Origin of the sequence: Caballeronia sp. S22 (assembly GCF_964261745.1) — a bacterium.
Lineage (GTDB): Bacteria > Pseudomonadota > Gammaproteobacteria > Burkholderiales > Burkholderiaceae > Caballeronia > Caballeronia jiangsuensis.
On record NZ_OZ180038.1, the window covers coordinates 28,146 to 50,331 of the forward strand.

The 22,186-nt window shown below is 60.9% G+C and carries 23 protein-coding genes; 14 read left to right on the forward strand and 9 right to left on the reverse strand.

Annotated features, from left to right (window positions below):
- Window positions 1-122 precede the first annotated feature (122 nt).
- From ACEN42_RS26740 to ACEN42_RS26765, 6 genes are read left to right on the forward strand one after another with little or no spacing between them, the layout of a single operon-like run.
- Complete coding sequence (locus ACEN42_RS26740) at window positions 123-1,493, forward strand: sugar ABC transporter substrate-binding protein (protein WP_187604343.1); 1,371 nt, start codon at window positions 123-125, stop codon at window positions 1,491-1,493.
- Between the two features lie 27 nt (window positions 1,494-1,520).
- Window positions 1,521-2,450, forward strand: a complete 930-nt coding sequence (locus ACEN42_RS26745; RefSeq protein ID WP_371883618.1) for a carbohydrate ABC transporter permease — start codon at window positions 1,521-1,523, stop codon at window positions 2,448-2,450.
- Between the two features lie 11 nt (window positions 2,451-2,461).
- Window positions 2,462-3,313: a carbohydrate ABC transporter permease gene (locus ACEN42_RS26750; RefSeq protein WP_035505735.1), complete on the forward strand. Its 852-nt coding sequence runs from the start codon at window positions 2,462-2,464 to the stop codon at window positions 3,311-3,313.
- A gap of 45 nt (window positions 3,314-3,358) precedes the next feature.
- Window positions 3,359-4,339, forward strand: coding sequence for a sugar-binding transcriptional regulator (locus ACEN42_RS26755; RefSeq protein WP_035505675.1), 981 nt, complete (start codon window positions 3,359-3,361; stop codon window positions 4,337-4,339).
- A 10-nt stretch (window positions 4,340-4,349) separates the two neighbouring features.
- Complete coding sequence (locus ACEN42_RS26760) at window positions 4,350-5,096, forward strand: SDR family oxidoreductase (protein ID WP_371883619.1); 747 nt, start codon at window positions 4,350-4,352, stop codon at window positions 5,094-5,096.
- Between the two features lie 32 nt (window positions 5,097-5,128).
- On the forward strand, window positions 5,129-6,166 hold the full coding sequence (locus tag ACEN42_RS26765) for an NAD(P)-dependent alcohol dehydrogenase (protein WP_187604341.1): 1,038 nt from the start codon (window positions 5,129-5,131) through the stop codon (window positions 6,164-6,166).
- Between the two features lie 41 nt (window positions 6,167-6,207).
- Here ACEN42_RS26765 and ACEN42_RS26770 read toward each other — a convergent pair whose 3' ends face one another.
- The 3 genes from ACEN42_RS26770 to ACEN42_RS26780 all read right to left on the reverse strand — a co-directional run bounded on the left by ACEN42_RS26770 (window position 6,208) and on the right by ACEN42_RS26780 (window position 8,461).
- Window positions 6,208-6,573 carry a VOC family protein gene (locus tag ACEN42_RS26770; protein ID WP_371883620.1) on the reverse strand — a complete coding sequence of 122 codons (366 nt, stop codon included), beginning with the start codon at window positions 6,571-6,573 and terminating at the stop codon, window positions 6,208-6,210.
- A gap of 80 nt (window positions 6,574-6,653) precedes the next feature.
- Complete coding sequence (locus ACEN42_RS26775; RefSeq protein ID WP_371883621.1) at window positions 6,654-7,778, reverse strand: VIT1/CCC1 transporter family protein; 1,125 nt, start codon at window positions 7,776-7,778, stop codon at window positions 6,654-6,656.
- A 116-nt stretch (window positions 7,779-7,894) separates the two neighbouring features.
- On the reverse strand, window positions 7,895-8,461 hold the full coding sequence (locus ACEN42_RS26780; RefSeq protein WP_250486116.1) for a cytochrome b: 567 nt from the start codon (window positions 8,459-8,461) through the stop codon (window positions 7,895-7,897).
- A 171-nt stretch (window positions 8,462-8,632) separates the two neighbouring features.
- On the opposite strand from ACEN42_RS26780, the gene ACEN42_RS26785 reads away from it, so the two are divergent.
- Together ACEN42_RS26785 and ACEN42_RS26790 are read left to right on the forward strand one after the other, a co-directional pair.
- Window positions 8,633-9,232: a chromate transporter gene (locus tag ACEN42_RS26785; RefSeq protein ID WP_371883622.1), complete on the forward strand. Its 600-nt coding sequence runs from the start codon at window positions 8,633-8,635 to the stop codon at window positions 9,230-9,232.
- A gap of 4 nt (window positions 9,233-9,236) precedes the next feature.
- Window positions 9,237-9,764, forward strand: a complete 528-nt coding sequence (locus ACEN42_RS26790) for a chromate transporter (RefSeq protein ID WP_371883623.1) — start codon at window positions 9,237-9,239, stop codon at window positions 9,762-9,764.
- Between the two features lie 4 nt (window positions 9,765-9,768).
- Here ACEN42_RS26790 and ACEN42_RS26795 read toward each other — a convergent pair whose 3' ends face one another.
- Window positions 9,769-10,773 carry a zinc-dependent alcohol dehydrogenase family protein gene (locus ACEN42_RS26795; RefSeq protein ID WP_371883624.1) on the reverse strand — a complete coding sequence of 335 codons (1,005 nt, stop codon included), beginning with the start codon at window positions 10,771-10,773 and terminating at the stop codon, window positions 9,769-9,771.
- A 101-nt stretch (window positions 10,774-10,874) separates the two neighbouring features.
- On the opposite strand from ACEN42_RS26795, the gene ACEN42_RS26800 reads away from it, so the two are divergent.
- The 4 genes from ACEN42_RS26800 (at window position 10,875) to ACEN42_RS26815 (ending at window position 15,983) form a co-directional block, all read left to right on the forward strand.
- The gene (locus ACEN42_RS26800; RefSeq protein WP_371883625.1) at window positions 10,875-11,744 is read left to right on the forward strand and encodes a LysR family transcriptional regulator; all 870 of its coding nucleotides are present in this window, start codon (window positions 10,875-10,877) and stop codon (window positions 11,742-11,744) included.
- 268 nt (window positions 11,745-12,012) lie between these two features.
- Window positions 12,013-12,468 (forward strand): (2Fe-2S)-binding protein, encoded by a 456-nt coding sequence (locus ACEN42_RS26805; protein WP_187604333.1) that lies wholly within the window; start codon window positions 12,013-12,015, stop codon window positions 12,466-12,468.
- Between the two features lies 1 nt (window position 12,469).
- Window positions 12,470-14,704: a molybdopterin cofactor-binding domain-containing protein gene (locus tag ACEN42_RS26810; RefSeq protein ID WP_371883626.1), complete on the forward strand. Its 2,235-nt coding sequence runs from the start codon at window positions 12,470-12,472 to the stop codon at window positions 14,702-14,704.
- Between the two features lie 10 nt (window positions 14,705-14,714).
- A complete protein-coding gene (locus tag ACEN42_RS26815; protein ID WP_371883627.1) occupies window positions 14,715-15,983 on the forward strand; it encodes a c-type cytochrome in 1,269 nt (422 codons plus the stop codon).
- Here the strand turns inward: ACEN42_RS26815 and ACEN42_RS26820 are convergent.
- Complete coding sequence (locus ACEN42_RS26820) at window positions 15,980-16,249, reverse strand: DUF1488 family protein (protein WP_035505640.1); 270 nt, start codon at window positions 16,247-16,249, stop codon at window positions 15,980-15,982. The two genes, ACEN42_RS26815 and ACEN42_RS26820, sit on opposite strands and share 4 nt — an antisense overlap.
- 418 nt (window positions 16,250-16,667) lie before the next feature.
- On the opposite strand from ACEN42_RS26820, the gene ACEN42_RS26825 reads away from it, so the two are divergent.
- A complete protein-coding gene (locus ACEN42_RS26825) occupies window positions 16,668-17,108 on the forward strand; it encodes a DUF3331 domain-containing protein (protein WP_187604518.1) in 441 nt (146 codons plus the stop codon).
- Window positions 17,109-17,419: 311 nt separating this feature from the next.
- Window positions 17,420-17,908: an H-NS family nucleoid-associated regulatory protein gene (locus ACEN42_RS26830; RefSeq protein ID WP_371883628.1), complete on the forward strand. Its 489-nt coding sequence runs from the start codon at window positions 17,420-17,422 to the stop codon at window positions 17,906-17,908.
- A 12-nt stretch (window positions 17,909-17,920) separates the two neighbouring features.
- On the opposite strand, the gene ACEN42_RS26835 is transcribed toward ACEN42_RS26830, so the two are convergent.
- Genes ACEN42_RS26835 through ACEN42_RS26850 form a run of 4 tightly spaced genes read right to left on the reverse strand, consistent with a single transcriptional unit; the run spans window position 17,921 to window position 22,067 of the window.
- Window positions 17,921-19,375: an amidase gene (locus ACEN42_RS26835; RefSeq protein WP_371883629.1), complete on the reverse strand. Its 1,455-nt coding sequence runs from the start codon at window positions 19,373-19,375 to the stop codon at window positions 17,921-17,923.
- 27 nt (window positions 19,376-19,402) lie between these two features.
- Window positions 19,403-20,362, reverse strand: coding sequence for an LLM class oxidoreductase (locus ACEN42_RS26840; protein ID WP_371883630.1), 960 nt, complete (start codon window positions 20,360-20,362; stop codon window positions 19,403-19,405).
- Between the two features lie 41 nt (window positions 20,363-20,403).
- A complete protein-coding gene (mctP, locus tag ACEN42_RS26845; RefSeq protein ID WP_238216274.1) occupies window positions 20,404-21,870 on the reverse strand; it encodes a monocarboxylate uptake permease MctP in 1,467 nt (488 codons plus the stop codon).
- On the reverse strand, window positions 21,867-22,067 hold the full coding sequence (locus tag ACEN42_RS26850) for a DUF3311 domain-containing protein (RefSeq protein WP_238216276.1): 201 nt from the start codon (window positions 22,065-22,067) through the stop codon (window positions 21,867-21,869). The genes mctP and ACEN42_RS26850 overlap by 4 nt, the downstream gene beginning before the upstream one ends.
- Window positions 22,068-22,186: the final 119 nt, after the last annotated feature.

Sequence of the window (22,186 nt, forward strand, 5' to 3'; positions counted from 1 at the left end):
CTTCTTGACAACCTGTTCGCGCCAAAATATACAATTGTAAAACCGAAATTACAAGTGAAACGACGCAGGACAAAACCGAACCCGCAAGCCTCACCCGCTCGATAAAAACCAAGGAGACAGGCATGAAGAAGCGCTTCATCCCGGCCACGCAGCTCGGGCCGATCAAACACGTCGCGGCAGTCGTTCTTCTGGCGGCGAGCGCGGCGTTCGCCGCATCGAACGCGCAAGCCTGGACTCTGAAGGAAGCGGCGCAGCCGTATTCGGGCACCACGATCAAGGCCATCTTTCTCGATCGTCCCGGCTACAAGGCCGCGCAGCAACTGATCCCGCAGTTCGAGAAAGAGACGGGCATCAAGGTGCGCTGGGAAGTGATTCCGTACGAAAACACGCGCGAGAAGGAAGTGCTCAACTTCGTGGGCGGCGGCGATCAGGACATCGTGCTCGTTGATGTCGTGTGGATCGGCGAATTCGCGAGCAACAAGTGGCTCGTGCCGATCAAGAAGTTCACCGACGATCCGAAGCTCGCGGACCCGAGCCTGAATCTCAAGGGCTTTTTCCCGATCCTGCTCGATTCGTTCGGCACGTGGGACAAGGTTACGTACGGTCTGCCGTTCGATAATTATTCCGGTCTCATGTTCTACAACAAGTGCATGTTGAAGGACGCGGGTTTCGACGAGCCGCCGAAGACCTGGGACGAGTTGCTCAACACCTATGCGCCGAAGCTCACGAAGGGCGACAAGTTCGCCTTCGCGTTGCAGTCGCGGCGCGGCGAGACACAATCTGCGGACAGCTTCATGCGTGTGCTGTGGCCGAACGGCGGCTCGCTGCTCGATGCGAAGTTCAAGTCGAATCTGATGTCGCCGCAATCGCAGGCGGGCCTCGAATACCGGCAGAAGCTGATGAAGTACATGCCGCCGGGCATCGTCGACTTCGATCATGCGGAAGCGGTGAACGCGCTTGCGCAAGGTCAGGTCGCGATGATCACCGAGTGGTCCGCGTTCTATCCGACGCTGACCGATCCGAGCAAGTCGAAGCTCGGCAACTGTCTTGCAATCACCACCGAGCCGAAGGGTCCGGCCGGCCTCAAGCCCGCGCTCGGCGGCTTCTCGCTTGCCGTGAACGCGAAGTCGAACGCGAAGAAGCAGGCGGCGTCGTGGCTTTTCATTCAATGGATCACGTCGGAAGCGATGGCGAAGCCTTATCTCGAAGCGGGCGGCGTGCCGGCGCGCATGGCGATCTATCAGGACAAGGCCGTGCAGGACAAGTATCCGTTCGTGAAGCCGATGGTCGAATCGTGGCAGGGCGGCGTGCCGGATTATCGTCCGCGCTTCCCGGAATGGCCTGCCGTGTCGGAAGTCATCGGCGAATGGGGCAGCAAGATGATGCTCGGTCAGGTGACGGTGAAGGAAGGCGCGCAGACCATCGGTCAGAAGACCGAGGACATCCTGAAGAAAGCGGGCTATTACGACGGCAAGAAGCCTTTGCTGAAGTAATTTCATTCAAGGAACCGGAGGCGACGAATGGCATCACCTGCAATACGTGCGCGAGGGCCGCGCAAGCCCGCGCGCTATTTCGGCATCGTGCCGCGCTCGCCCGCCTTCTGGTTCCTGATACCCGCAATCGCCGCGCTCGCGATCATCGGCATCTACCCGCTGCTGCTCGCGCTCTATAACTCGTTTCATCAATACAAGCTCGCGGATCTGGCTTCGGGCACGCCGTTCATCGGCGTCGACAACTATGTTGCGACGCTGACCGATCCGAGCTTCTGGGGCGCGCTCGGACGCACGGCATTGTTCCTGTGCCTCACGTTGCCGATCGAGATCGCGTTCGGACTCTTCGCCGCGCTCATGCTTCATCGCATGGAATTGCCGTGGATGCGCGCGGCGGCGCGTGTGAGCCTCGTCATTCCGATGGCGACGACGTATGCGGTAGTCGGCCTCATCGGCCGGTTGATCTTCAATCGTCAGTTCGGCGTGGCGAACTATCTGACCGGTCTCATCGGCATTCCGCCGCAGGACTGGCTCGCGGACCCGACGCTCGCGTTCGTCTCCGTGATGATCATGGATATCTGGCAATGGACGCCGTTCTGCGCGCTGATCCTGCTCGCCGGACTGTCGATGGTGCCGAAGGAAGCCGAGGAAGCCGCGCGCCTCGAAACGCCGAAGTGGAGCATGATTCTCTGGCACTTGCAGCGTCCGTATCTGCTTCCGGGTCTCACGGCCATTCTCATTCTTCGCTCCGCCGACATGCTCAAGATGTTCGACGCCGTCTTCACCATGACGCGCGGCGGACCCGGAGCCGCGACGGAATTCATCAGCGTCTATATCCAGCGCGTGGGCTTTCGTCTCTTCGATCAGGGCATGGCGTCCGCACAGGCGATCATCCTGCTCATCCTGACGATCGTGCTGTCGCGTCTTTATATCCGTTTCGTGTATCGGGAGGCCGCGTGAGTTCGATCGACATGCCAGTCACGCAACGCGCCAAGCGCGCACGCGCCGCAAGAAAACGCGCCACCGTATGGCATTTTCTCGGTCTCGTCGTCGTGTTTCTGTCCTCGGTGTTTCCGTTCTACTGGATGGTCACGACGAGCCTGAAGAGCCAGGCCGATGCGCTCGCGTATCCGCCGAAGTGGCTCTTCTCGCCGACATTTCATCACTACTCGGCGGCGCTCTTCGAGCATGACGTGGCGGGCAGCCTGCTGAACTCGCTCATCATCGCGAGCAGCACGACGGTGCTCGCGATCCTGCTCGGCACGCCCGCCGCGTATGCGCTCGCACGCTACGAATTCCGCGGCAAGGAAGACCTGTGGTTCTGGTTCATCTCGAACCGCATGGTAAGCCCGGTCGTGCTCGCGGTGCCGTTCTTCCTGATCGCGACAAAGCTCGATCTCGTCGATACGCATATCGTGCTGATCCTGCTGTATCTGACGTTCTCGTTGCCCATCGTCGTATGGATTTGCACCGATCAGTTCCGCAACATTCCGGTGGAACTCGACGAAGCCGCGCGTCTCGACGGCGCATCGCCGTGGCGGGTGTTCTGGCGCATCAATCTGCCGCTCGCGATGCCGGGCATCGTCGTCTCCGCGATCTTCGCGTTCATCTTCTCGTGGAACGATCTGCTCTATGCGCTCGTGCTGACGCGCAGCGACGCGATCACATCGCCCGTCGCCGCGACGAGCTACATGAGCGGCTATGAACTGCCGTGGGGCGAGATCATGGCGACGGGCACGCTGATCGTGCTGCCGATGGTCGTGTTCGCGCTGCTCGTGTCGGGCCGACTGGTGCAAGGCCTGACGATGGGTGCGGTGAAATAGAATGCCGCGGCCTTTCATCAAACAATGGACAGCATGACCACAAGCATGAGCAAGAGCGCACCGCCCATCGCCATCGCGGAAGCGGACGATTCCATCGATTCGGAAGAAGAGCTGCAGGCGCGCGTCGCGTGGCATTACTATGTCGGCAATCTGACGCAGCAGGAGATCGCGCAACGCATCGGCAGCAACCGCGTGCGCGTGAACCGGCTGCTCGCCGCGAGCCGCGAATCCGGTCTCGTGCAGATCACGATCAACAGCAAGATCGCGCCTTGCGTCGCGCTTGAAGAAGCGCTCGCGAAGCGCTTCGGCCTCGAATGCGCGGTCGTCGTTCCGACCGGCGCGAACAACGAAGCGAACAACGCGGCGCTCGGCATCGGCGCGGCGTCGTACTTCGCGAAGCAGATAGTGGCAGGGCAAACCATCGGTCTCGGCTGGGGCCGCACGATCCGCGCGGTGCTGCGCGCGATGCCGCAACGCACGTATGGCGCGGTGTCGGCGGTGTCGTTGCAGGGCGGGCTGTCGCATTGCCCGAGCATCAATACGTTCGATATCGTGTCGGACTTCGCGAACATCTGCCGCGCCGACGGCTATCTTTTCGCCGCGCCGATCTACGTGAGCAGCCAGAAAGCACGCGACGTGATCCTTCAGGAAGAAACCGTGCGCGAAACATACGAACTCGCGCGCAACGCCGACCTCGCATTGCTCACGTGCGGCGATCTGACGGAATCGCTCGTCGTGACTTACGGCATCGACAATCCCGAGCAACTGCGCACGTTGCAGAAAGCGGGCGCGGTTGGCGACATGCTCGGCCATTTCATGGATGAAGACGGCGAACTGATCGATCATCCGCTGAACCGCCGCACCGTCGCGATCACGCTGGACGACTTGCGCCGCGTGAAGCGCGTGATTCTCGTGAGCGGCGGCAAGAAGAAATTCCATGTGACGCGCGCGGCGTTGCGCGGGCGTTATCCGTCGGTGCTCGTGACCGACGAGGACACCGCGAGACGTCTGTGCGACGAGCCTTGAAGACGACACCATGACATCCATCGACAGAAACCGCGAGTTCGCGGGCAAGACCGTGCTCGTCACGGGCGCGGGCAAGGGCATCGGTCACGCCACGGTGCATCTGCTGATCGAGCGCGGCGCGCGCGTGATCGCATTGAGCCGCAGCGCCGCCGATCTCGATGCGTTGAAGAAGGAGACGGGCTGCGAAACCATCGCCGTCGATCTCGCCGACGCTCACGCTGCGCGCGAAGCGGCGCGTGCGGTTCAGCCCGTCGATCTGCTGGTGAACAACGCGGGTATCGCTATCCTGGAGCCGTTTCTCGACACGACCGTCGAAGCCTTCGACATGACGATGAACGTGAATCTGCGCGCCACGATGATCGTCGCGCAGGAGTGCGCGAAGAGCATGATCGCGCGCGGCGTGGGCGGGTCGATCGTCAACGTGTCGAGTCTGTCGGCGAACGTGGGCTTTGCGCTGCACGCTGCATATTGCGCATCGAAAGGCGGACTCGACGCCATGACGCGCGTGATGGCCAACGAACTCGGTCCGCATGGCATCCGCGTGAACGCCGTGCTGCCGACCGTCACGATGACACCCATGGGCGAGCGCGCCTGGAGCGATCCCGCCAAGTCCGCGCCGATGCTCGCACGCATACCGATGAACCGCTTCGTGCAGCCGGTCGAAGTGGCGCGAACGATCGCCTATCTGCTCTCCGAAGATTCGAGCATGGTGAGCGGCGTGAGTCTGTTGGTCGACGGCGGATTCCAGTCCTGTTGAACCCGCCTATTTCTCTAATCAAAGGAACGACGATGGAAGCACTGGTTCTCGAGGAAGCACGACGCATCAGCTTGCGTCCGTTCAGCCTGCCGCAGGTCGTGGGTCCGCGCGACGTGCGCATCAAGATTCATACGGTCGGCATTTGCGGCAGCGATATTCATTACTATCAGCATGGCCGCATCGGACCGTTCGTCGTCAACGAGCCGATGGTGCTCGGGCACGAGGCATCGGGCACTGTGGTCGAAGTGGGCGACGAAGTGAAGCATCTGAAGGCCGGCGATCGGGTTTGCATGGAGCCGGGCGTGCCGGACATGGAATCGCGCGCATCGCGCGAAGGTCTGTACAACCTCGATCCGAAAGTGCGCTTCTGGGCGACGCCGCCGGTCAACGGCTGTCTCGCGCCTTATGTCGTGCATCCGGCCGCGTTCACGTACAAGCTGCCGGATAACGTGAGCTTCGCGGAAGGCGCGATCGTCGAGCCATTGTCGATCGGCCTGCAGGCCGCGAAGAAAGCCGCGATCAAACCGGGCGACGTGGCCGTCGTGCTCGGCGCGGGCACGATCGGCATGATGTGCGCGCTCGCCGCGCTCGCCGGTGGCTGCAGCCGCGCGATCGTCTGCGATCTCGTGCAGGAGAAGCTCGATCTGATCGGCGCTGTGCAAGGCGTGACCGCCGTGAACATTCGCGACCGGCGCGTACTCGATGTCGTCAACGAATTGACGGACGGTTGGGGCGCGGACATCGTGCTGGAGGCGAGCGGCAACGAGAAGGCGTTCGACGGCATCGTCGATCTGCTGTGTCCCGGCGGCTGCCTCGTGCTCGTCGGCATGCCGCAGCACGCGATACCGCTCGATGTGGTCGCGGTGCAGATCAAGGAGGCGCGCATCGAATCGGTGTTTCGCTACGCCAATATCTTCCCGCGTGCGATTCAGTTGATCGCATCGGGCAAGCTCGATGTGAAGCCGTTCATCTCGCGCACGTTCCCGTTCGCGGAAGGCATCAAGGCATTCGAGGAAGCGGCGAGCGGCGTGCCGACCGACGTGAAGGTGCAGATCGTACTGGAAGAGTGAGTTCGCGATTCATATGACGCGCCACATGCGGCATCGGCGCGTCAGAACGGCGCTTCGGCCACATGCCACAGCACGCCGGAAGGATCGAACACGAAGCCGACCTTCATGCCCCAGCTCTGCATCGCGGGCGCACGCGCGGGATTGACTGCGAAGCGCTCGCTGAGGCTCTCGGGATTCACGTCGCGCCACCACGCGTCGACGTCGCGCACGAGCAGTTGCAGCATGCAGTTTTCCGCGAACTCCTTCACGTAGAAGTTCTGCAGAATGAAGCTGAAGCTTTCGGCTTTCAGCATCGCGATGTTGTCGTCCTGATGCGTGATGCGAAAGCCCAATGCTTCATAGAAGCGCTTGGACAATTCGAAGTCTTTGGCGGGGACGAAAGGGCGCAGCGAGAGAACTTGGCTCATCGGGAAGGATAGGGATGACGGGATGGCATAGTGTACCGTCCCGCCTCATCCGATTGAACGTTCTGCTGCAATGGCCTCGCTCACGAAAGCGACACGCCCAGCAACTTGCCGAGTCCGAACGTGCACCCCGCGGCGACCATGCCGATCAGCACTTGCCGCGTTGCCGAAAAGATCGCGCCGCGTCCATTGAACAGCGACGTGAACACGCCGATGCCCGCCAGGCCGAGTCCGCTCAACACGATACATTGCGCGATACCGTTAGCGCCGCTCGCCCACAGAAACGCGATGGCCGGAATGATCGCACCCACCGCGAACAACGTGAAGGATGCGAGCGCGGCGGTCCAGGGATTGCCGCCAAGCTCGCGCGGATCGAGGCCGAGTTCTTCGCGCGTCAACGTATCCAGAGCCTTGTCCTTGTCGCGCATGATCTGAGCAGCGACGCGTCTGGCTTCCGCGGCGTCGATGCCTTTCGCCTGATAGATGAGCGCGAGCTCGTGGCGCTCCGCGTCGGGCATGTGGTCCAGCTCGTCCTTTTCTTTCGCGATCTGCGTGCGCGCGAGTTCGCGTGCGTTGGTCACGGAGAGCCACTCGCCGAGCGCCATCGACGCTGCGCCTGCAACAAGACCCGCGAATGCCGTAAGCAGCACGGTTCTGCTGTCGCTGCCCGCGCCCGCCACGCCCATGATGAGGCAGAAGTTCGACACGAGGCCATCGTTCGCGCCAAGCACGGCTGCCCGCAAATCATTGCCCGAGGCCACGCCGCGATGCCACGATTCCGCCGCCGCAATCGCGCCTCCTTTGCTCAAACCCTTGTTGCGATTCGCCACGTCCTGCACGATATCCGCGTGATGCCGTTCTTCCGCCGACATCTGCGCCGCATCGGGCTGTCCCGCATATTTGTCGCGATCGGCCATTTCGCCGGCGGCGACCGAGCGCAACACGAAGTCCGGTCCGAACGTCCGGGCGAGCGTGCGCATGATCCGCGTTTTCGCGCCGATGCGATGCGTTCGCACCGATACGCCGTTCGCCCGCAATTTCGCGGCCCATATGTCGGCGTGACGCCGCTCGGCCTCGGCCAGTTCCGCATAGACGCGCCGCTTGTCTTCCTGCTTTTCGGCTTGTGCGAGCGTGTCGTATAGCGCGGCGCTGTCGAGTTCGTCGGCGAGATTGGAGCTGAAGCGTTTGAGTTCGGTCTGGGACGCCATGACGTCACCTTTTATCGTTCGTCTCGTTGATTAAAGAGTAAAGACGAACGACGTGTCTCGTCGCTAATACCCCTAAGATACGCGTTGAGTGAGAATTGAATCGCGTCTCATCGTCGTCATTGTTTAGTCGCAGCCTGCTTGCGATGAGACGGCAGCATGCGCGCCAGCGTGTTATCGCGCAAGACGAACTGATGAAACAGCGCCGCACCGACATGCAGGCCCACGAGCGCGAGCAGCACCCACGCGAACACGCGATGCCAGTCGCCGAGCGCGTGGCCGACCGGCGATCCGGTGGGCGAAAGCGGCGGCATCGGGATCGACGCGAACAGCGTGACGGACCAGTCGCGCGACGACGCATTGGCCCAGCCCATCAACGGCACCGCGATCAGCAGGAGGTAAAGCAGCCAGTGCGTGTATCGCCCGAGCGCGCGCAAGGCGGCCGGCAAGGATGCGGGCTCGGGCGGCGCGGCATGCATGCTGCGCCAGAGAAGGCGCACGAATACGAGCAGAACGATCGCGACGCCGACGCCCAGGTGCCACGCGATCAAACCAACGGGCTTCGTGTCGCGATGTACGTCCGGCATCGTCCAGGCGAGCACGTACTGAACGAGCAGGAGCAGTGCGGTAATCCAGTGAAAGAGACGTGCGGGCGTATTGTAAGCAGACGCGGATTCAAGTCGCATGGGCCGATCCTCCGATGAGACCGCAATTGTCGGAGAACAGGCTTAACGGAGCCTTAGGGCCACGGCTTTCCGTGATTCATCGGTCAGGCAACTGAGATAGTATGGCTTTCAGGGCTGGCGGCATAGAGGTGCCCCCAGCGACCACGCTCCTTCCCGACTACACGCATCACGATGACTGCCCATACGATCCACGCCGCCACATCGTTGAGCGAAACGAACACGTCCGGCGCACCGCCCGTGCCCACTTCGTTCGCGCTCTTCAAGGCTTTCTTTTTTATCGGACTGACGGGTTTCGGCGGCGTATTGCCGTGGGCGCGGCGCATGCTGGTGGAGCGTCTGGGCTGGCTCACGAATCGCGAGTTCGCGGAGTTGTTGCCGCTCGCGCAATTGCTGCCGGGCCCGAACGTCGCGAACATCGCGACCGTGCTCGGGCGGCAATATCGCGGCGCGAAGGGCGCGGCGATCGCGGTGTTCGGGCTGTATCTCGCGCCGACCATCATCACGATCGGCGTCGGCTATGCGTATGCCCGATGGGGACATGCGGCGATCACCGAACATCTCTTCGCGGGACTCATGCCAGCCGCGACGGGGCTCGTGATTGCGACCGTGCTCAAGCTCGTGACGAGCCTGCCCCGCAGCGTGGCGAGCATCGTGCTCGTGGCGGCGACGTTCATCGGCATTGCGCTGATGAAGATTGCGCTTCTGATCGTGCTTGCCGTGCTCGGGCCGCTCGGCACGATCGCGATGCTGCGCCGCGCGCGCAAGGATTGACGCGATGTGGAGCACGCTCGCCGATCTTTTCGTACATGGCTCGATCTGGTCATTGCTCGCCGTGGGCGGCATGAATGCCACGCTCGCCGATATCCAGCGCTATGCGGTCGATACGCGTCACTGGGTCACGGGCGAGCAGTTCGTCACGTTCTTCTCGATCACGCAGGCCGCGCCGGGTCCGAACGGCATGGCGGTCGCGTTGATCGGCTTTCAGGCAGCGGGGCTTGCCGGCGCGCTCGTTTCGACGGTCGCGAAGATCCTGCCTTCTTCCTTGATGGCCTACTTCGTGAGCGCATGGGTGGAGCGCAGGCAGGACTCGCGCATCGTTACCGCGATTCGCAAAGGACTCGCACCCGTGACCGTGGGCCTGCTCGTATCGGCCGCTTATGTGTTCGCGCGCGAGACGGATGTGAACGTGTCGCGTTCGCTATGCACGGTCGTATGTGCGGCGGTCGCTTATCGCAGCAAGCTCAATCCGATCTATCTCGTCGCGGCGAGCGCGCTCCTCGGTCTCGCGGGCGTATTCGGCTGATTGCCTATCCGACGAGCGCTGCATCCACATCGACGATGATCTTGCCGCGCGCCGTGCCATCCAGCAGCGCTTCATAAGCACGCTCGGCGCTGTTCAAATCGAAGCGTCTCGCATCGATGTGGGGCGCGAGCTTGCCCGCTTCGGCAAGCCGCTTCGCTTCATACAGCATTTCGCCATGATGCGCGCGATGCTGTCCCGTCAATAGCGGATGCAGCGTGAACACGCCCGAATAACTTGCCTCGCGAAACGACAGCGGCGCGAGCGCATGAGTGCCCCATCCCAGCGCGGTGACCACGTGACCAAAGTGCTTCACCGCTGCAAACGATGCATCGAGTGAAGCGCCGCCGACCGTATCCACGACGAGATCGAAGCCCGCGCCATTCGTATGCGCCGCGACGTATTGTTCGACGCTCGTCTTGCGGTAATCGATCGGCGTCGCATCGAGGCTATGAATGAAGGCGTGATCGCGCTCGCTTGCGGTCGCGAATACATGCGCGCCGAGTGCGCGCGCGAGTTGCACGGACACGTGCCCGACGCCACCGGCGCCGCCTTGAACGAGCACGGTTTGTCCCGCCTGTAGATGCGCGCGATCGACGATGCCCGCATAAGACGTAATGAAAGCGAGCGGCAGCGCGGCCGCGTGGCGCATCGAAAGATTCGCCGGCTTATGCGCGAGAAGCGCGGCATCGACCGCGGCATATTGCGCGAGCGAACCCTGAATGCCGCCGACACCACCGGTCATGCCATAGACCGTATCGCCCGGCTTGAACGCATCGACGCCCGCACCGACTGCTTCGACGACACCGGCCATATCGATGCCGAGCACGAGCGGAAGCGGATGTTTCGCATGGGCCGCGGCGCCCGCGCGGATCTTCGTGTCGAGCGGATTGAGCCCGCTCGACGCGATGCGCACGAGTACTTGCCCCGGCCCGGGTTCGGGACGATCGAGTTCGACGAGTTCGAGCGGGCCGTTATGACGATCGAGTACGAGCGCTTGCATGGTGGACATCGTGGGCTCCTGGAAACATTGAAGGTTGATTGCAATGCGCTCATACTCCGCCATGCAGGTTGGCATGTAAATCGACAGAACTGCACGGCGTTCATACGAAAATGAATGGACCGAATCTCGAATGGAGTGACGTTCGCATCTTCCTCGCGATTGCGCGAAGCGGTACGTTGGGCGCGGCCGCGAAGATGATCGGGCAAACCCAGCCGACGATGGGGCGGCGACTGCGCGCGCTCGAAGAATCGCTGGGCCATGTGCTTTTCCAGCGTACGAGCGATGGTTTCGTATTGACCGACGAAGGCGCGGCCGTGCTTTCGTATGCCGAACGCATGGAAGAAGAGGCGCTCGGCTTCACGCGCGCGCTTGCGGGTCAGGACGCGAAGCTCACGGGCTTGCTGCGGGTTTCATCGTCGGACTGGTTCGGCGTGCATGTGCTTACACCGATATTCGCGCGCTTTCTCGCGAAACATCCCGAGGTATCGATCGAACTCGTCACCGATGCGCGTCGCTATAACCTTGCGCGGCGCGAGGCGGATCTCGTGTTTCGCATCACGCCATTCGATGAACCGGATGTTGTACAGCGCAAGCTCATGCATATCGATTACGCGCTGTATGGACGCGCCGATCTTAAATCACCGAAAGCGGGTGATGGAAAAGGGCAGACGCTCATCAGCATGGATAGCGCATTCGATCAGTTGCCGGACGTGCTTTGGGTAAAGCGCATGTTGCCGAAGGCGAAGATCGTCTTCGGCAGCAATAATCGCGACGCGCAAGCGCATATGTGTGCCCAAGGTGCGGGCTACGCGGTTCTGCCATGTCCTCTCGGCGATGCCGATACGCGCCTTGCGCGCTTCGATCTAGGCGAAGCGCCGCCTGGAAGGGACGTATGGCTGGGTTATCACCGTGATCTCAAACGCGTCGCGCGACTGCGTGTCTTGCTGGACGAAACCATGGCAGCACTTGGCGGAAAGTAAATTGATTCACGCTGCAACTAACTGTCTTGTCAATTAGCATTCTTTAAATCCGTAAGGCTCGCGTCATTACCGGAGTTTCAGGCAATCAGGGCAATCAAAATAGCGCGCACCAATCTTAAGCGCGAGAACAAAGTTATCCGTGAGCGCGCCGCCATCCAAGCCTGATTTTTTAGTCGGCGCTACAATCCGGATGCCTGAAAACCGACTGCCGCCCCACACAGTCGGCCGTCTGCGATATCCGCCAAAACCTTATAAGCCGGAGCCGCTCATGACTACGCTTTCCATCAACGGCCAGAACCATACGGTCGATGCGCCGCCCGACATGCCGCTACTTTGGGTACTGCGCGACATCGTGGGACTCACAGGCACCAAATTCGGCTGCGGTATCGCGCAATGCGGCGCATGCACCGTTCATCTCGATGGCGTCGCCGTTCGTTCATGCGTGTTGCCGGTCGCAGCGGTCGGCGATCGCAAGGTAACGACGATCGAAGCGGTCGGCGACACGCCTGCCGGCAAAAAAGTGCAAGAAGCATGGCGTCGGCTCGATGTCGTGCAGTGCGGTTATTGCCAGTCCGGACAAGTCATGTCCGCGGCGGCATTGCTCACGACCGTTCCCGATCCCAACGATTCCGATATCGATGCCGCAATGGCGGGCAATATCTGTCGCTGCGGCACCTATCACCGCATCCGTGCGGCCATCAAGCAGGCTGCGAAGGAGGCGTGACATGTCGCAAGGACTGATTGAAGCGGGACGTCATGCGGCGCGCGCGGGGTTCTCGCGTCGTGCGTTTCTGAAGTTCGGTGTGACGGCGAGTGTCGCCGCAAGCGGCGGATTGCTGATCGGCTTCAGCCTGCCGGCCGCGAGCCAGGATCAGAACAAGGGCAAGTCGGTAATCGGTGGCGATGGCGTCGAGTCTCCGCAAGACGGCGTATTCGCGCCGAATGCTTTCGTGCAGATCGACAAGAGCGGCAAGATCGTGCTGATCATGCCGAAGGTCGAAATGGGTCAGGGCGTTTATACCGCGTTGCCCATGTTGATCGCCGAGGAACTCGACGTGCCGCTCGACAGCGTCACGATCGATCATGCACCGCCCAACGAAAAGCTCTTCACGGACCCGCTATTGGGCGGCCAGTTGACGGGCGGCTCGACTTCCGTGCGCTATGCATGGGAGCCGTTGCGCCGTGCGGGTGCGGCCGCGCGCATGATGCTCGTCGCGGCGGCGGCGCAGCAATGGCAATGCGATCCGTCGTCTTGCGTGGCGCAGGGCGGCAAGGTGATGCATGCATCGGGCGATCGTAGCGCGAGTTATGCCGATCTCGCCGAAGCGGCCGCGAAATTGCCGGTGCCGCAAGATATCAAGCTAAAAGACGCGCATAACTTCAAGATAATCGGCACGCCGGTCAGACGTCTCGATTCGCCGGAGAAAGTCGACGGCACCGCGATGTTCGGTCTCGACGTGCGCTTGCCCGACATGCTCTATGCGGCTATCGTGAATTGCCCTGTATTCGGCGGCACGCTCGCATCGGTTGACGATAGCAACGCGAAGAAGATTCCCGGCGTGCGTCAGGTAGTGAAGTTCGACAATGGCGTCGCGGTGATCGGCGACCATACGTGGGCTGCCAAGCGAGGCGCCGCCGCATTGCAGATTCAATGGAACGAAGGGCCGAGCGCTGGCGTATCGACGAAGCAGATCGTCGATGACATGGCGAATGCATCGCAACGTACGGGCGCTGTCGCGCGCAAGGAAGGCGACGTAAACGACGCGTTTTCGAAGGCGAAAACGCGTGTCGACGCTATCTACGTCCAGCCTTTTCTCGCGCATGCGACGATGGAGCCGATCAACTGCACCGTGCATGTACGCCCCGATGGTTGCGATATCTGGCTCGGCACGCAAGTACCTACGCGTATACGCGATGCCGGTATGAAAGCGACCGGCTTGCCCGCCGACAAGATCGTGGTGCATAACCATCTGCTTGGCGGCGGCTTCGGCAGGCGGCTCGAATTCGACATGGCCACGCAAGCGCTCAAGATCGGCAAGGCGCTCGGCGTGCCCGTCAAGGTGACATGGTCGCGTGAGGAAGACATTCAGCACGACATGTATCGGCCGTGCTATTACGACAAGCTATCCGCGGGACTCGATGCGAACGGCAAGCCAGTCGCATGGACGCATCGCATCGTCGGGTCATCGGTGCTCGCGCGTTTTGCGCCGCCGGCTGTCAAGGACGGTGTCGATCCCGACGCGGTCGAAGTGGCATCCGATCTTCCCTATGATTTACCCAACCAGCTCGTCGATTACGTGCGGCTCGAACCGCATGACGTGCCCACCGCATTCTGGCGCGGCGTGGGACCGACGCGCGGTACGTTCGTCGTCGAAAGCTTTATCGATGAACTCGCGGTTCAGGCGAAAGCGGACCCCGTCGAATACAGACGTGCTCTGCTCGGCAAGTCGCCGCGTGCGCGTAACGTGCTCGACGTCGCGACACAGGCGGCCGCCTGGGGAAAGCAATCGGTTCCGCAAGGACAAGGGCGCGGCGTGTCGGTCATGCATGCGTTCGGCAGCTTCTTCTCGATCGTTGCGGATGTCACGGTCGACAAGGACGGCGCGGTGAAGGTGAACCGTATTGTATGTGCGGTGGATTGCGGCATGGTCGTGAATCCCAATACAGTCGAAGCGCAAGTGCAGGGCGGCATCATCTTCGGCATCACGGCTGCGCTTTATAGCGAAATCACGATCAAGGACGGGCGCGTCGAGCAAAGCAATTTCACCGATTATCGAATGCTGCGCATTCACGAAACGCCGCCGGTGGAAGTGCATATCGTAAAGAGCACGGAAGCGCCGGGCGGCATTGGCGAACCTGGCACAGCGGCGCTCGCGCCGGCTATCACCAATGCGATCCATGCAGCGACAGGCAAGCGGATAAGGCAGTTACCGGTAGGCAATCAATTGCAAAGCGCTTGAGGAGGCTGTCATGAGAAATGCATTCAAGCCTCTGATTGCGGCGTTGTTCGCATTCACGGCTTCGGCCCACGCGGCCGACGATGCGCTGGTCGCGCGTGGCGCGTATCTCGCCAGGGCGGGCGATTGCGTCGCGTGCCATTCGGCGCCGCGCGGCAAGCCACTTGCGGGCGGCTTGCCGATGACGACGCCATTGGGCGCGATCTACACGACCAATATCACGCCCGATCCGGACACAGGAATCGGCCGCTACACGGAAGAGGATTTCGCGCGGGCATTGCGTGAGGGCGTGGCCAAGGACGGCCACAATCTTTATCCGGCGATGCCCTATCCGTCTTATGCAAAGATCAACGATGAGGATATGCACGCCCTCTACGCCTATTTCATGCATGGCGTCACGGCTGTCAAGCAGGTGAATCGCGAGCCGGATATCAAATGGCCGCTCAATATGCGCTGGCCGTTGAAACTCTGGAACGTGGTGTTTCTCGATAAAGGCGTTTATCGAAGCAAGGCAGGCCAGGATGTCGCATGGAATCGCGGTGCGTATCTGATTCAAGGCCTCGGACATTGCGGATCGTGTCATACCCCGCGCGGCATCGCTTTTCAGGAAAAAGGTCTGGACGAAAGCAGCAGCGCATATTTGACGGGCGGCTTGCTCGATAACTGGTTCGCTTCCAATCTGACGGGCGAACACAATACGGGACTCGGACGCTGGTCCGAAAAGGATGTCGCCACTTTTCTAAAGACGGGCGCGAATGCTCATGCATCGGCATTCGGCTCGATGACGAGCGTGATCAATAACAGCACGCAAGGACTAAGCGATGCCGATGTCAACGCAATGGCGCGGTATCTGAAATCATTGCCGGCATCGGGCGGGAATGGCGGCGCGCAGTATTCATATGATCCGAAAGCCACCAAAGTGTCATTGACACGCCCGGCCGCGACGGACTCGGGTGCGCGCGTCTACACCGCTTATTGCATGCATTGTCATGGCGTGGACGGCCGCGGCTTTGCGCCGATGCTCGCACCGCTTGCGGGTAATCCGAACGTACTGGAAAAGGACCCGTCTTCGCTTATCAACGTCACGTTGAACGGTACCGGCGATCTCGTGCTGAATGGCGTACCCGCGCCGTATCCGATGCCTCGTTATGCGCCGGTGCTGAGCGATCAGCAAGTCGCCGATGTGCTGACCTTCATTCGCGGCGCCTGGAACAACAACACGGCGGCGGTCCAAACCGAGGACGTGGCAAAGATGCGCAAGGCAACGCAGGCAGCGCGCTAAGAAGAAAAATCGATGACATCCAGATGAATCGAACTGGATGGATGAGCGAGAAACTTTCGATGCACGCGAGCGCTGATCCGTTCGTAGCCGTCGCTGAGCGCCTTTAACAGGCGCTCGTCGCTGGCACCGGCCGGCGCCCAAAAGCACTGCTCCAATGCCTTGCGCGTGATGTTGCACTGAATAGCCTGCTCGCGAGAGAACGCGACAAAGCTTACCGAGGCGCGGTCTGCCGAGATCGTGGCATGGATCGAGAGCTTGCTTGTCATGTTCCGACAGGAGAAATGCGGTTCGCTGGTTTTATTGTGTCAGAAATCTGCGAGTTCGCGCATCCTCGATTCAGCGCGAAACGTGCGCAAACGGCCAGAAGCAGGCGCAATGCGCACGGGGCATCGATAACATCAGATGATTTAAGCGAACGTTCGTTCATGTCGATTTCACGTTAAATAGCCGCTGAGTAGTCCGGGTTGCACCCGCCCGGGCGCACCATGTCACGCCAATCCCAAATGTCAAAGCTGGCGTGCATATCGAACTATGTCCAAGAAAAATGAAAACAAAAGCATGCTCATCCGAAGCGGCGCGGCATACCGGCTCAGGAAGCGGGTCGTGCGGCGCATTCCCCGGAACTCCACCGGCAACGTCTCCCGACTTTCGTCGCGGCGGACTTGCCGCCAGCAGGAGCGGAACATGAAGCATCCATCGTTGATGGATCCCTGGAGCCGTACTCTGGCAATGCTCGACAGCCGTGCGAGCCGCCCAACGGAAGCAAACGAGAAGCTCGCGCTGATGACACGGTCGCTCGTGCGCAACGTGCCGGGCAAGAGCGCATGCTTCGGGCCCGCCGAAGAGCATTGCGTCAATATTCGCGTGCTGGAGCGTCTGAGCGAATCGACGCTGGCGCTCTCATGGCACGATCCCACGTCGTTCAACTACTCGGAGCAGGTCTGGGCGCTTTGCACCGCCCGCAAGCGCGGAACATGCGCATTGAGCGGGCAGGCAATCAGGCGCGGACAACCGGTCTATAGGCCGAGGCGTGTCGGTAGTTCGGTGCCGCTCAATAGCGGCGCGATGATTCTGGCGCTTGCACTGACACCGGCTGAACAGGAATCAGGCGTCGTTTCCGAGTGATCGATTTCAACCCGGCATGACGCGTGTGCAACGCACGCGTTTTTGTCGCTTGCATGGTCCGCGCGAGTCACCAATCGTATGACGAGCGCGCGACAGAGAAATCGATCGACCACCATGTCCCGCAAGCGTACAAGTGACGCGCTTATGATATGCGGCGTATCAGAATAGAAGTATTGAAAAGCAATCTTTTCACAAGAGTGCTTAGCATCGCCGTTATCCATATAAGATCTGCTTGTGACGGAAATCGGGCGTCAAGGGTACTTGTTAGACAAACGCCTCGTGATCCACAACGCAACGATCCGGGAGGGGACATGGCTACATTGGCGCAATTGGAAAACCAGATTCGGAAATTGCAGCAGCGCGCGGATGCATTGCGGGCAAAAGAGTCGGTCGAAGTGATCGCCAAGATCCGGGCAATGATGGATGAATTTGGCTTGACCACAGCAGATCTGGCCAAAGCCGGCCTGGGAACGATGAAACAGCGCGGCCGTCCGGCTGGTTCAAAGAAATCGGCTGCTTCAAAGAATGGCGCGATCAAACCCAAGCTTCCACCGAAGTATCGCGATCCGGTATCGGGCGCGACCTGGAGCGGTCATGCGCGTCCGCCGGCATGGATCAAGGACGCGCCCGACCGCAGCGCTTATCTGATCGATGCTGCATTAGGCAAGAACGGTGCTGCGAAGAAAGGGGCGCGGCGGGGGCGTGCGGCATCGACAACACGCACTTCGACGCCGAAGCGACCGGGCCGACCGGCCGGGAAGAGAACTTCGCGCAAGAGCGCGCAGAGCGCTGCGGCCTGAGCGTTACGTGCTTTAGCCAAGCAAGGGACTGCGCGCGCTTGAGAATCCGCTTGCGCGATCGTAAGCGAGCCCGAGTTGCAGCACGCCCAGATCGCCTTGTGTCGGACCGATGATCTGCAATCCGGCCGGCAAGCCTCCGGGGCCAAATCCGGCCGGTGCGCTCAACGCGGGCAGTGATGCCATCGTCGCTGGAACGACGGCTTCCATCCAGCGATGATAGCTATCCATCTCGCGGCCAGCGATCGCATGCGGCCAGTCCAGTTCCGCGTCGAAAGGAAAGACCTGAGCCGATGGCATCAACAGATAGTCGAAGTTATCGAATAGCGCGTTGATCGCCTGATACCATGCGGCACGGTCGCGAATTGCGCGCGAAACATCTTCGCCCGATAACTTCAGACCTCGTTCTATTTCCCATACCGCTTCGGGTTTGAGCAGCTTGCGCTTGGCGGCGTCACGATAGAGCGGCGCGTTGGTGCCGGAGAACGTGAGGCTGCGCAGATCGAGCCATGCATTCCAGAGACGATCGAGATCGAAATCGATCCTGGCCGTCTCGATGGTGCAGCCCACTGTTTCGAAGTGATGCAGCGCCGATGCATACGTGTCCATCAAGCCCGCTTCCATCGGCAGATGTCCATTCAGGTTGCCTAGCCAGCCGATGCGCGTGCCGCGCATATCGCGATCGAGCGCGTTCGCGAAATCGGCGGGCTTGTCGCTTCTGCGGGACAGCGGCGCGCGCGCATCGAAGCCCGCCTGCACCGACAATAACAACCCAAGATCGGGAATGTTTCTCGCGATCGGGCCCGTGACGCTGAATTGCTGAAAGAACACGTCGTCGCTTGGCGCATAAGGCACGCATCCCGGTGTCGTGCGAAAGCCGAATACGTTATTGAACGCGGCGGGCGTGCGCAAAGACCCCATCATGTCGGAGCCATCCGCGCACGGCAGCATGCGCAGTGCGACCGAGACGGCCGCGCCGCCGCTGCTGCCGCCCGCGGAGCGCGATTGTTCGAACGCGTTGCGCGTGGTGCCGTACACCGGGTTGTAGGTGTGTCCGCCCAGGCCGAACTCCGGCGAATTCGTGCGGCCGATGAATATCGCACCTGCCTTGCGCATGCGTTCGAACACGACCGCATCGACCCGCGTGATTTCGTTTGCAAATATAGGCGAGCCCTTCGTCGTGACCATTCCGGCGACGGGCAGGATGTCCTTGGGCGCCTGCGGAAAGCCGTGCAGAGGTCCGAGGTTTTCGCCTCTGGATAACTGCGTATCGCGTTCGGTGGCGAGCGTGTGCAGGACAGTGCGATCCTGCATCGCAACGATTGCATTGACCGCGGGATTGATGCGGTCGATTTGCGCGAGATAAGCGTTCATTACTTCGACGCACGAGACCTCGCGTGTTTGAATCGCTTGCGAGAGCGCGATGGCGTCGAGTGAAACGATATCGTCGTCGGGCGATGAGGCGGTCATGGTTTTGTCGTGAATGAGAGGGCGGATTCAGCGATGAAACTCGGGAAGCACATAGGCGGCGACTTCTTCGATGATACCGCGTGCAGGTCGTCGTTCCGATGCGATGTTGAGCGTCACGTGATGTGTACCGCTCTCGCGCATCTCGTGCAAAAGCGCCACGAGCGCGCGACGCCCGGTGCGATAGCCGAGGGAAATATCGGTTGCGGGCTCGTCGGCATCGTCGCCGAGATCGAGCCGCATTGCGACGCCAAACGCGCGAAAGGCGCCGGATGCCGCGCGATCGACTGCTGCGCGCCACATGCTGTATCGGCCACGCTGCGCTTGCGGTTCGCGATGATAAGTCATCCAGCCAAGCGAATGACGTGCGATCCAGTCGACACTTTGACCGCCGGAACCGACGGCCAGCATCGGAATGGAAGCGTTCTGGCGAGGCAGTAGATAGAACTCGGGCGCGCCTTCGGGTGCGTGGTCCGGAATGACGCGAGAGGGCACGGTAACGGCTGCGGCGAGTGTGGCCCAATGCTGTCGATACAGATCGCGTCGTTCATCGGGATCGCGGCCGAACGCTGCATATTCCGGCGGACGGTCGCCCGAACCCACGCCGAGAATGAAACGTCCCCGCGAGAGCTCGCTTACGGAGATCGCACCCTTCGCGACATGAAGCGGATGTCTGAGCGTCAACACGATCGCGCCGCTGATCAGCGCGATGCGCTCCGTATTCGATGCAAGCGCGCCGAGCATGACCCACGGATCGAGATGTCCGACCGGGTCGGGATAGTCGATGCTATTGAGCGGAACATCGCGAACCCAGAGCGCGCGAAAGCCGAGTTGATCGGCGAGTCGCGCGATTGCCATCTGCTCGTTGAAGTCGACGATGCTTTCGTTGTCGCGTGTGATCGGCAATGTTATGCCGATGGAAAGCTTGTCTTGCGCGAATACTGCATTCGCGATGGAAGACGAGGCCAGAGTGTTTTCACTTGCGGTCATGACACGCATTGCGTCAAGGAAAGGTCTTGACGCCGATGGTATCACTGGCGTCGTGTAACCAGCGAAACGACATACGTCACGACGATATTCACGACGAGTGCAATCAGGCCGATGTAGACCGGCCATGAAGCGTCACCGAGATGCATGACATAGACCGGCTTGAGTCCCTGCGAGATCGCGAGGCCCGTGCCCAATACGATACCGAACAGCCAGCCGAGAAAAAGGCCGGGCGTCGTGAGCCGGCGCGTGAAGAGCGTGAACACGATGGCCGGGAAGATTTGCAGAATCCACACGCCGCCGAGCAACTGCAGGTCGATCGCATATTGAGTCGGAAGGAACACGATGAACAGCAACGCGCCAAACTTCACGACGAGCGACACGAGCTTCGCAGTCGATGCTTCGGCCGCGGACGACATGTCGGGCGAAACGAGCGGACGCCACAAGTTGCGGGTGAACAGATTCGCCGCGCCGATCGACATGATCGCCGCCGGCACGAGCGCGCTGATCGCGATGGCCGCAGCCGCGAAGCCCACGAACCACGATGGAAACAACGTGCCGAACAAGACCGGCACGACATCCGATGCCGACTTCACGTGCACGCCCGCCGCGATCGCCATATAGCCGAGCAGCGCGATCAGCCCGAGCAACAGCGTATAGGCGGGCAGAAAGATGGCGTTCTTGCGCACGGTCGCCGCGGACGAAGACGAGAGCACCGCGGTCATCGTATGCGGATACATGAAGGCGGCGAGCGCAGAACCGAGCGCGAGCGATGCATACGCCGTGAATTGACCCGGCTGGAGGATGATGCCCGTCGGACCGCCTTTCGCCTTGAAGTATTGATCGGCCGCGTCGAACACGTGCGCATAGCCGCCGAGCTTCACAGGAATGAGCCATATCGCCGCGATCACGACGATATAGATCATGATGTCTTTCACGAAGGCTATCATCGCGGGCGCGCGCAGGCCGCTCGTATAGGTATAGAGCGCCAGAATCACGAATGCGATGATGAGCGGCAGTTCGCCCGTCACGCCGAGGCCCTTGATCACCACTTGCATGCCGACGAGTTGCAGCGCGATATAAGGCATTGTCGCAACGATGCCCGTGACCGCCACCGCCGCCGGAAACCACTTGCCGCCGTATTCACCCTGCACGTAATCGGCGCCGGTGATGTGGTTCTTCGCATGCGCGATCTTCCACAACTTCGGCATCACCGCGAATACGAACGGATAAACGATGATCGTGTAAGGCAGCGCGAAAAAGCCATACGCGCCCACCGAATAAACGAGCGCCGGCACGGCAATCACGGTATAGGCGGTATAGAAATCGCCGCCTACGAGAAACCATGAAATCAACACGCCGAACTGACGGCCGCCCAGGCCCCATTCGTGAAGCTGCGTGAGATCGCCGCGCTTCCAGCGCGCAGCAAAAAAGCCTACGACGGTCACGAGCGCAAAGAACGCGATGAAGATCGTCATCGCAACCGGATCGACTGGTGTGAGATCGTTCATTTCAGGCCCCTGTACACGACATAAAGCAGGAGCGACGTGAGCGGCACCCACAAGAACTGATACCAGTAAAAGAACGGGAATCCCGCGAGTGAAGGGCGCGTGTCGTTATAGAACGGCAGCCAGAGCAGGGCGACGTAGGGTATCAATAGCACGACCCAGAGCCACGGGCTGCCGGGCTTATCGTTGTTGGATTCCAAAGCCTATCTCCTCATGAATCAGCGCTGACAGGATGCGAGCAAGGGCCGCGCCGCTAAGGCTGCGCATTATCCAACTTATTCCGCTTTGTTGCCCGACCGATAAATGGAGGGAAAAGTTA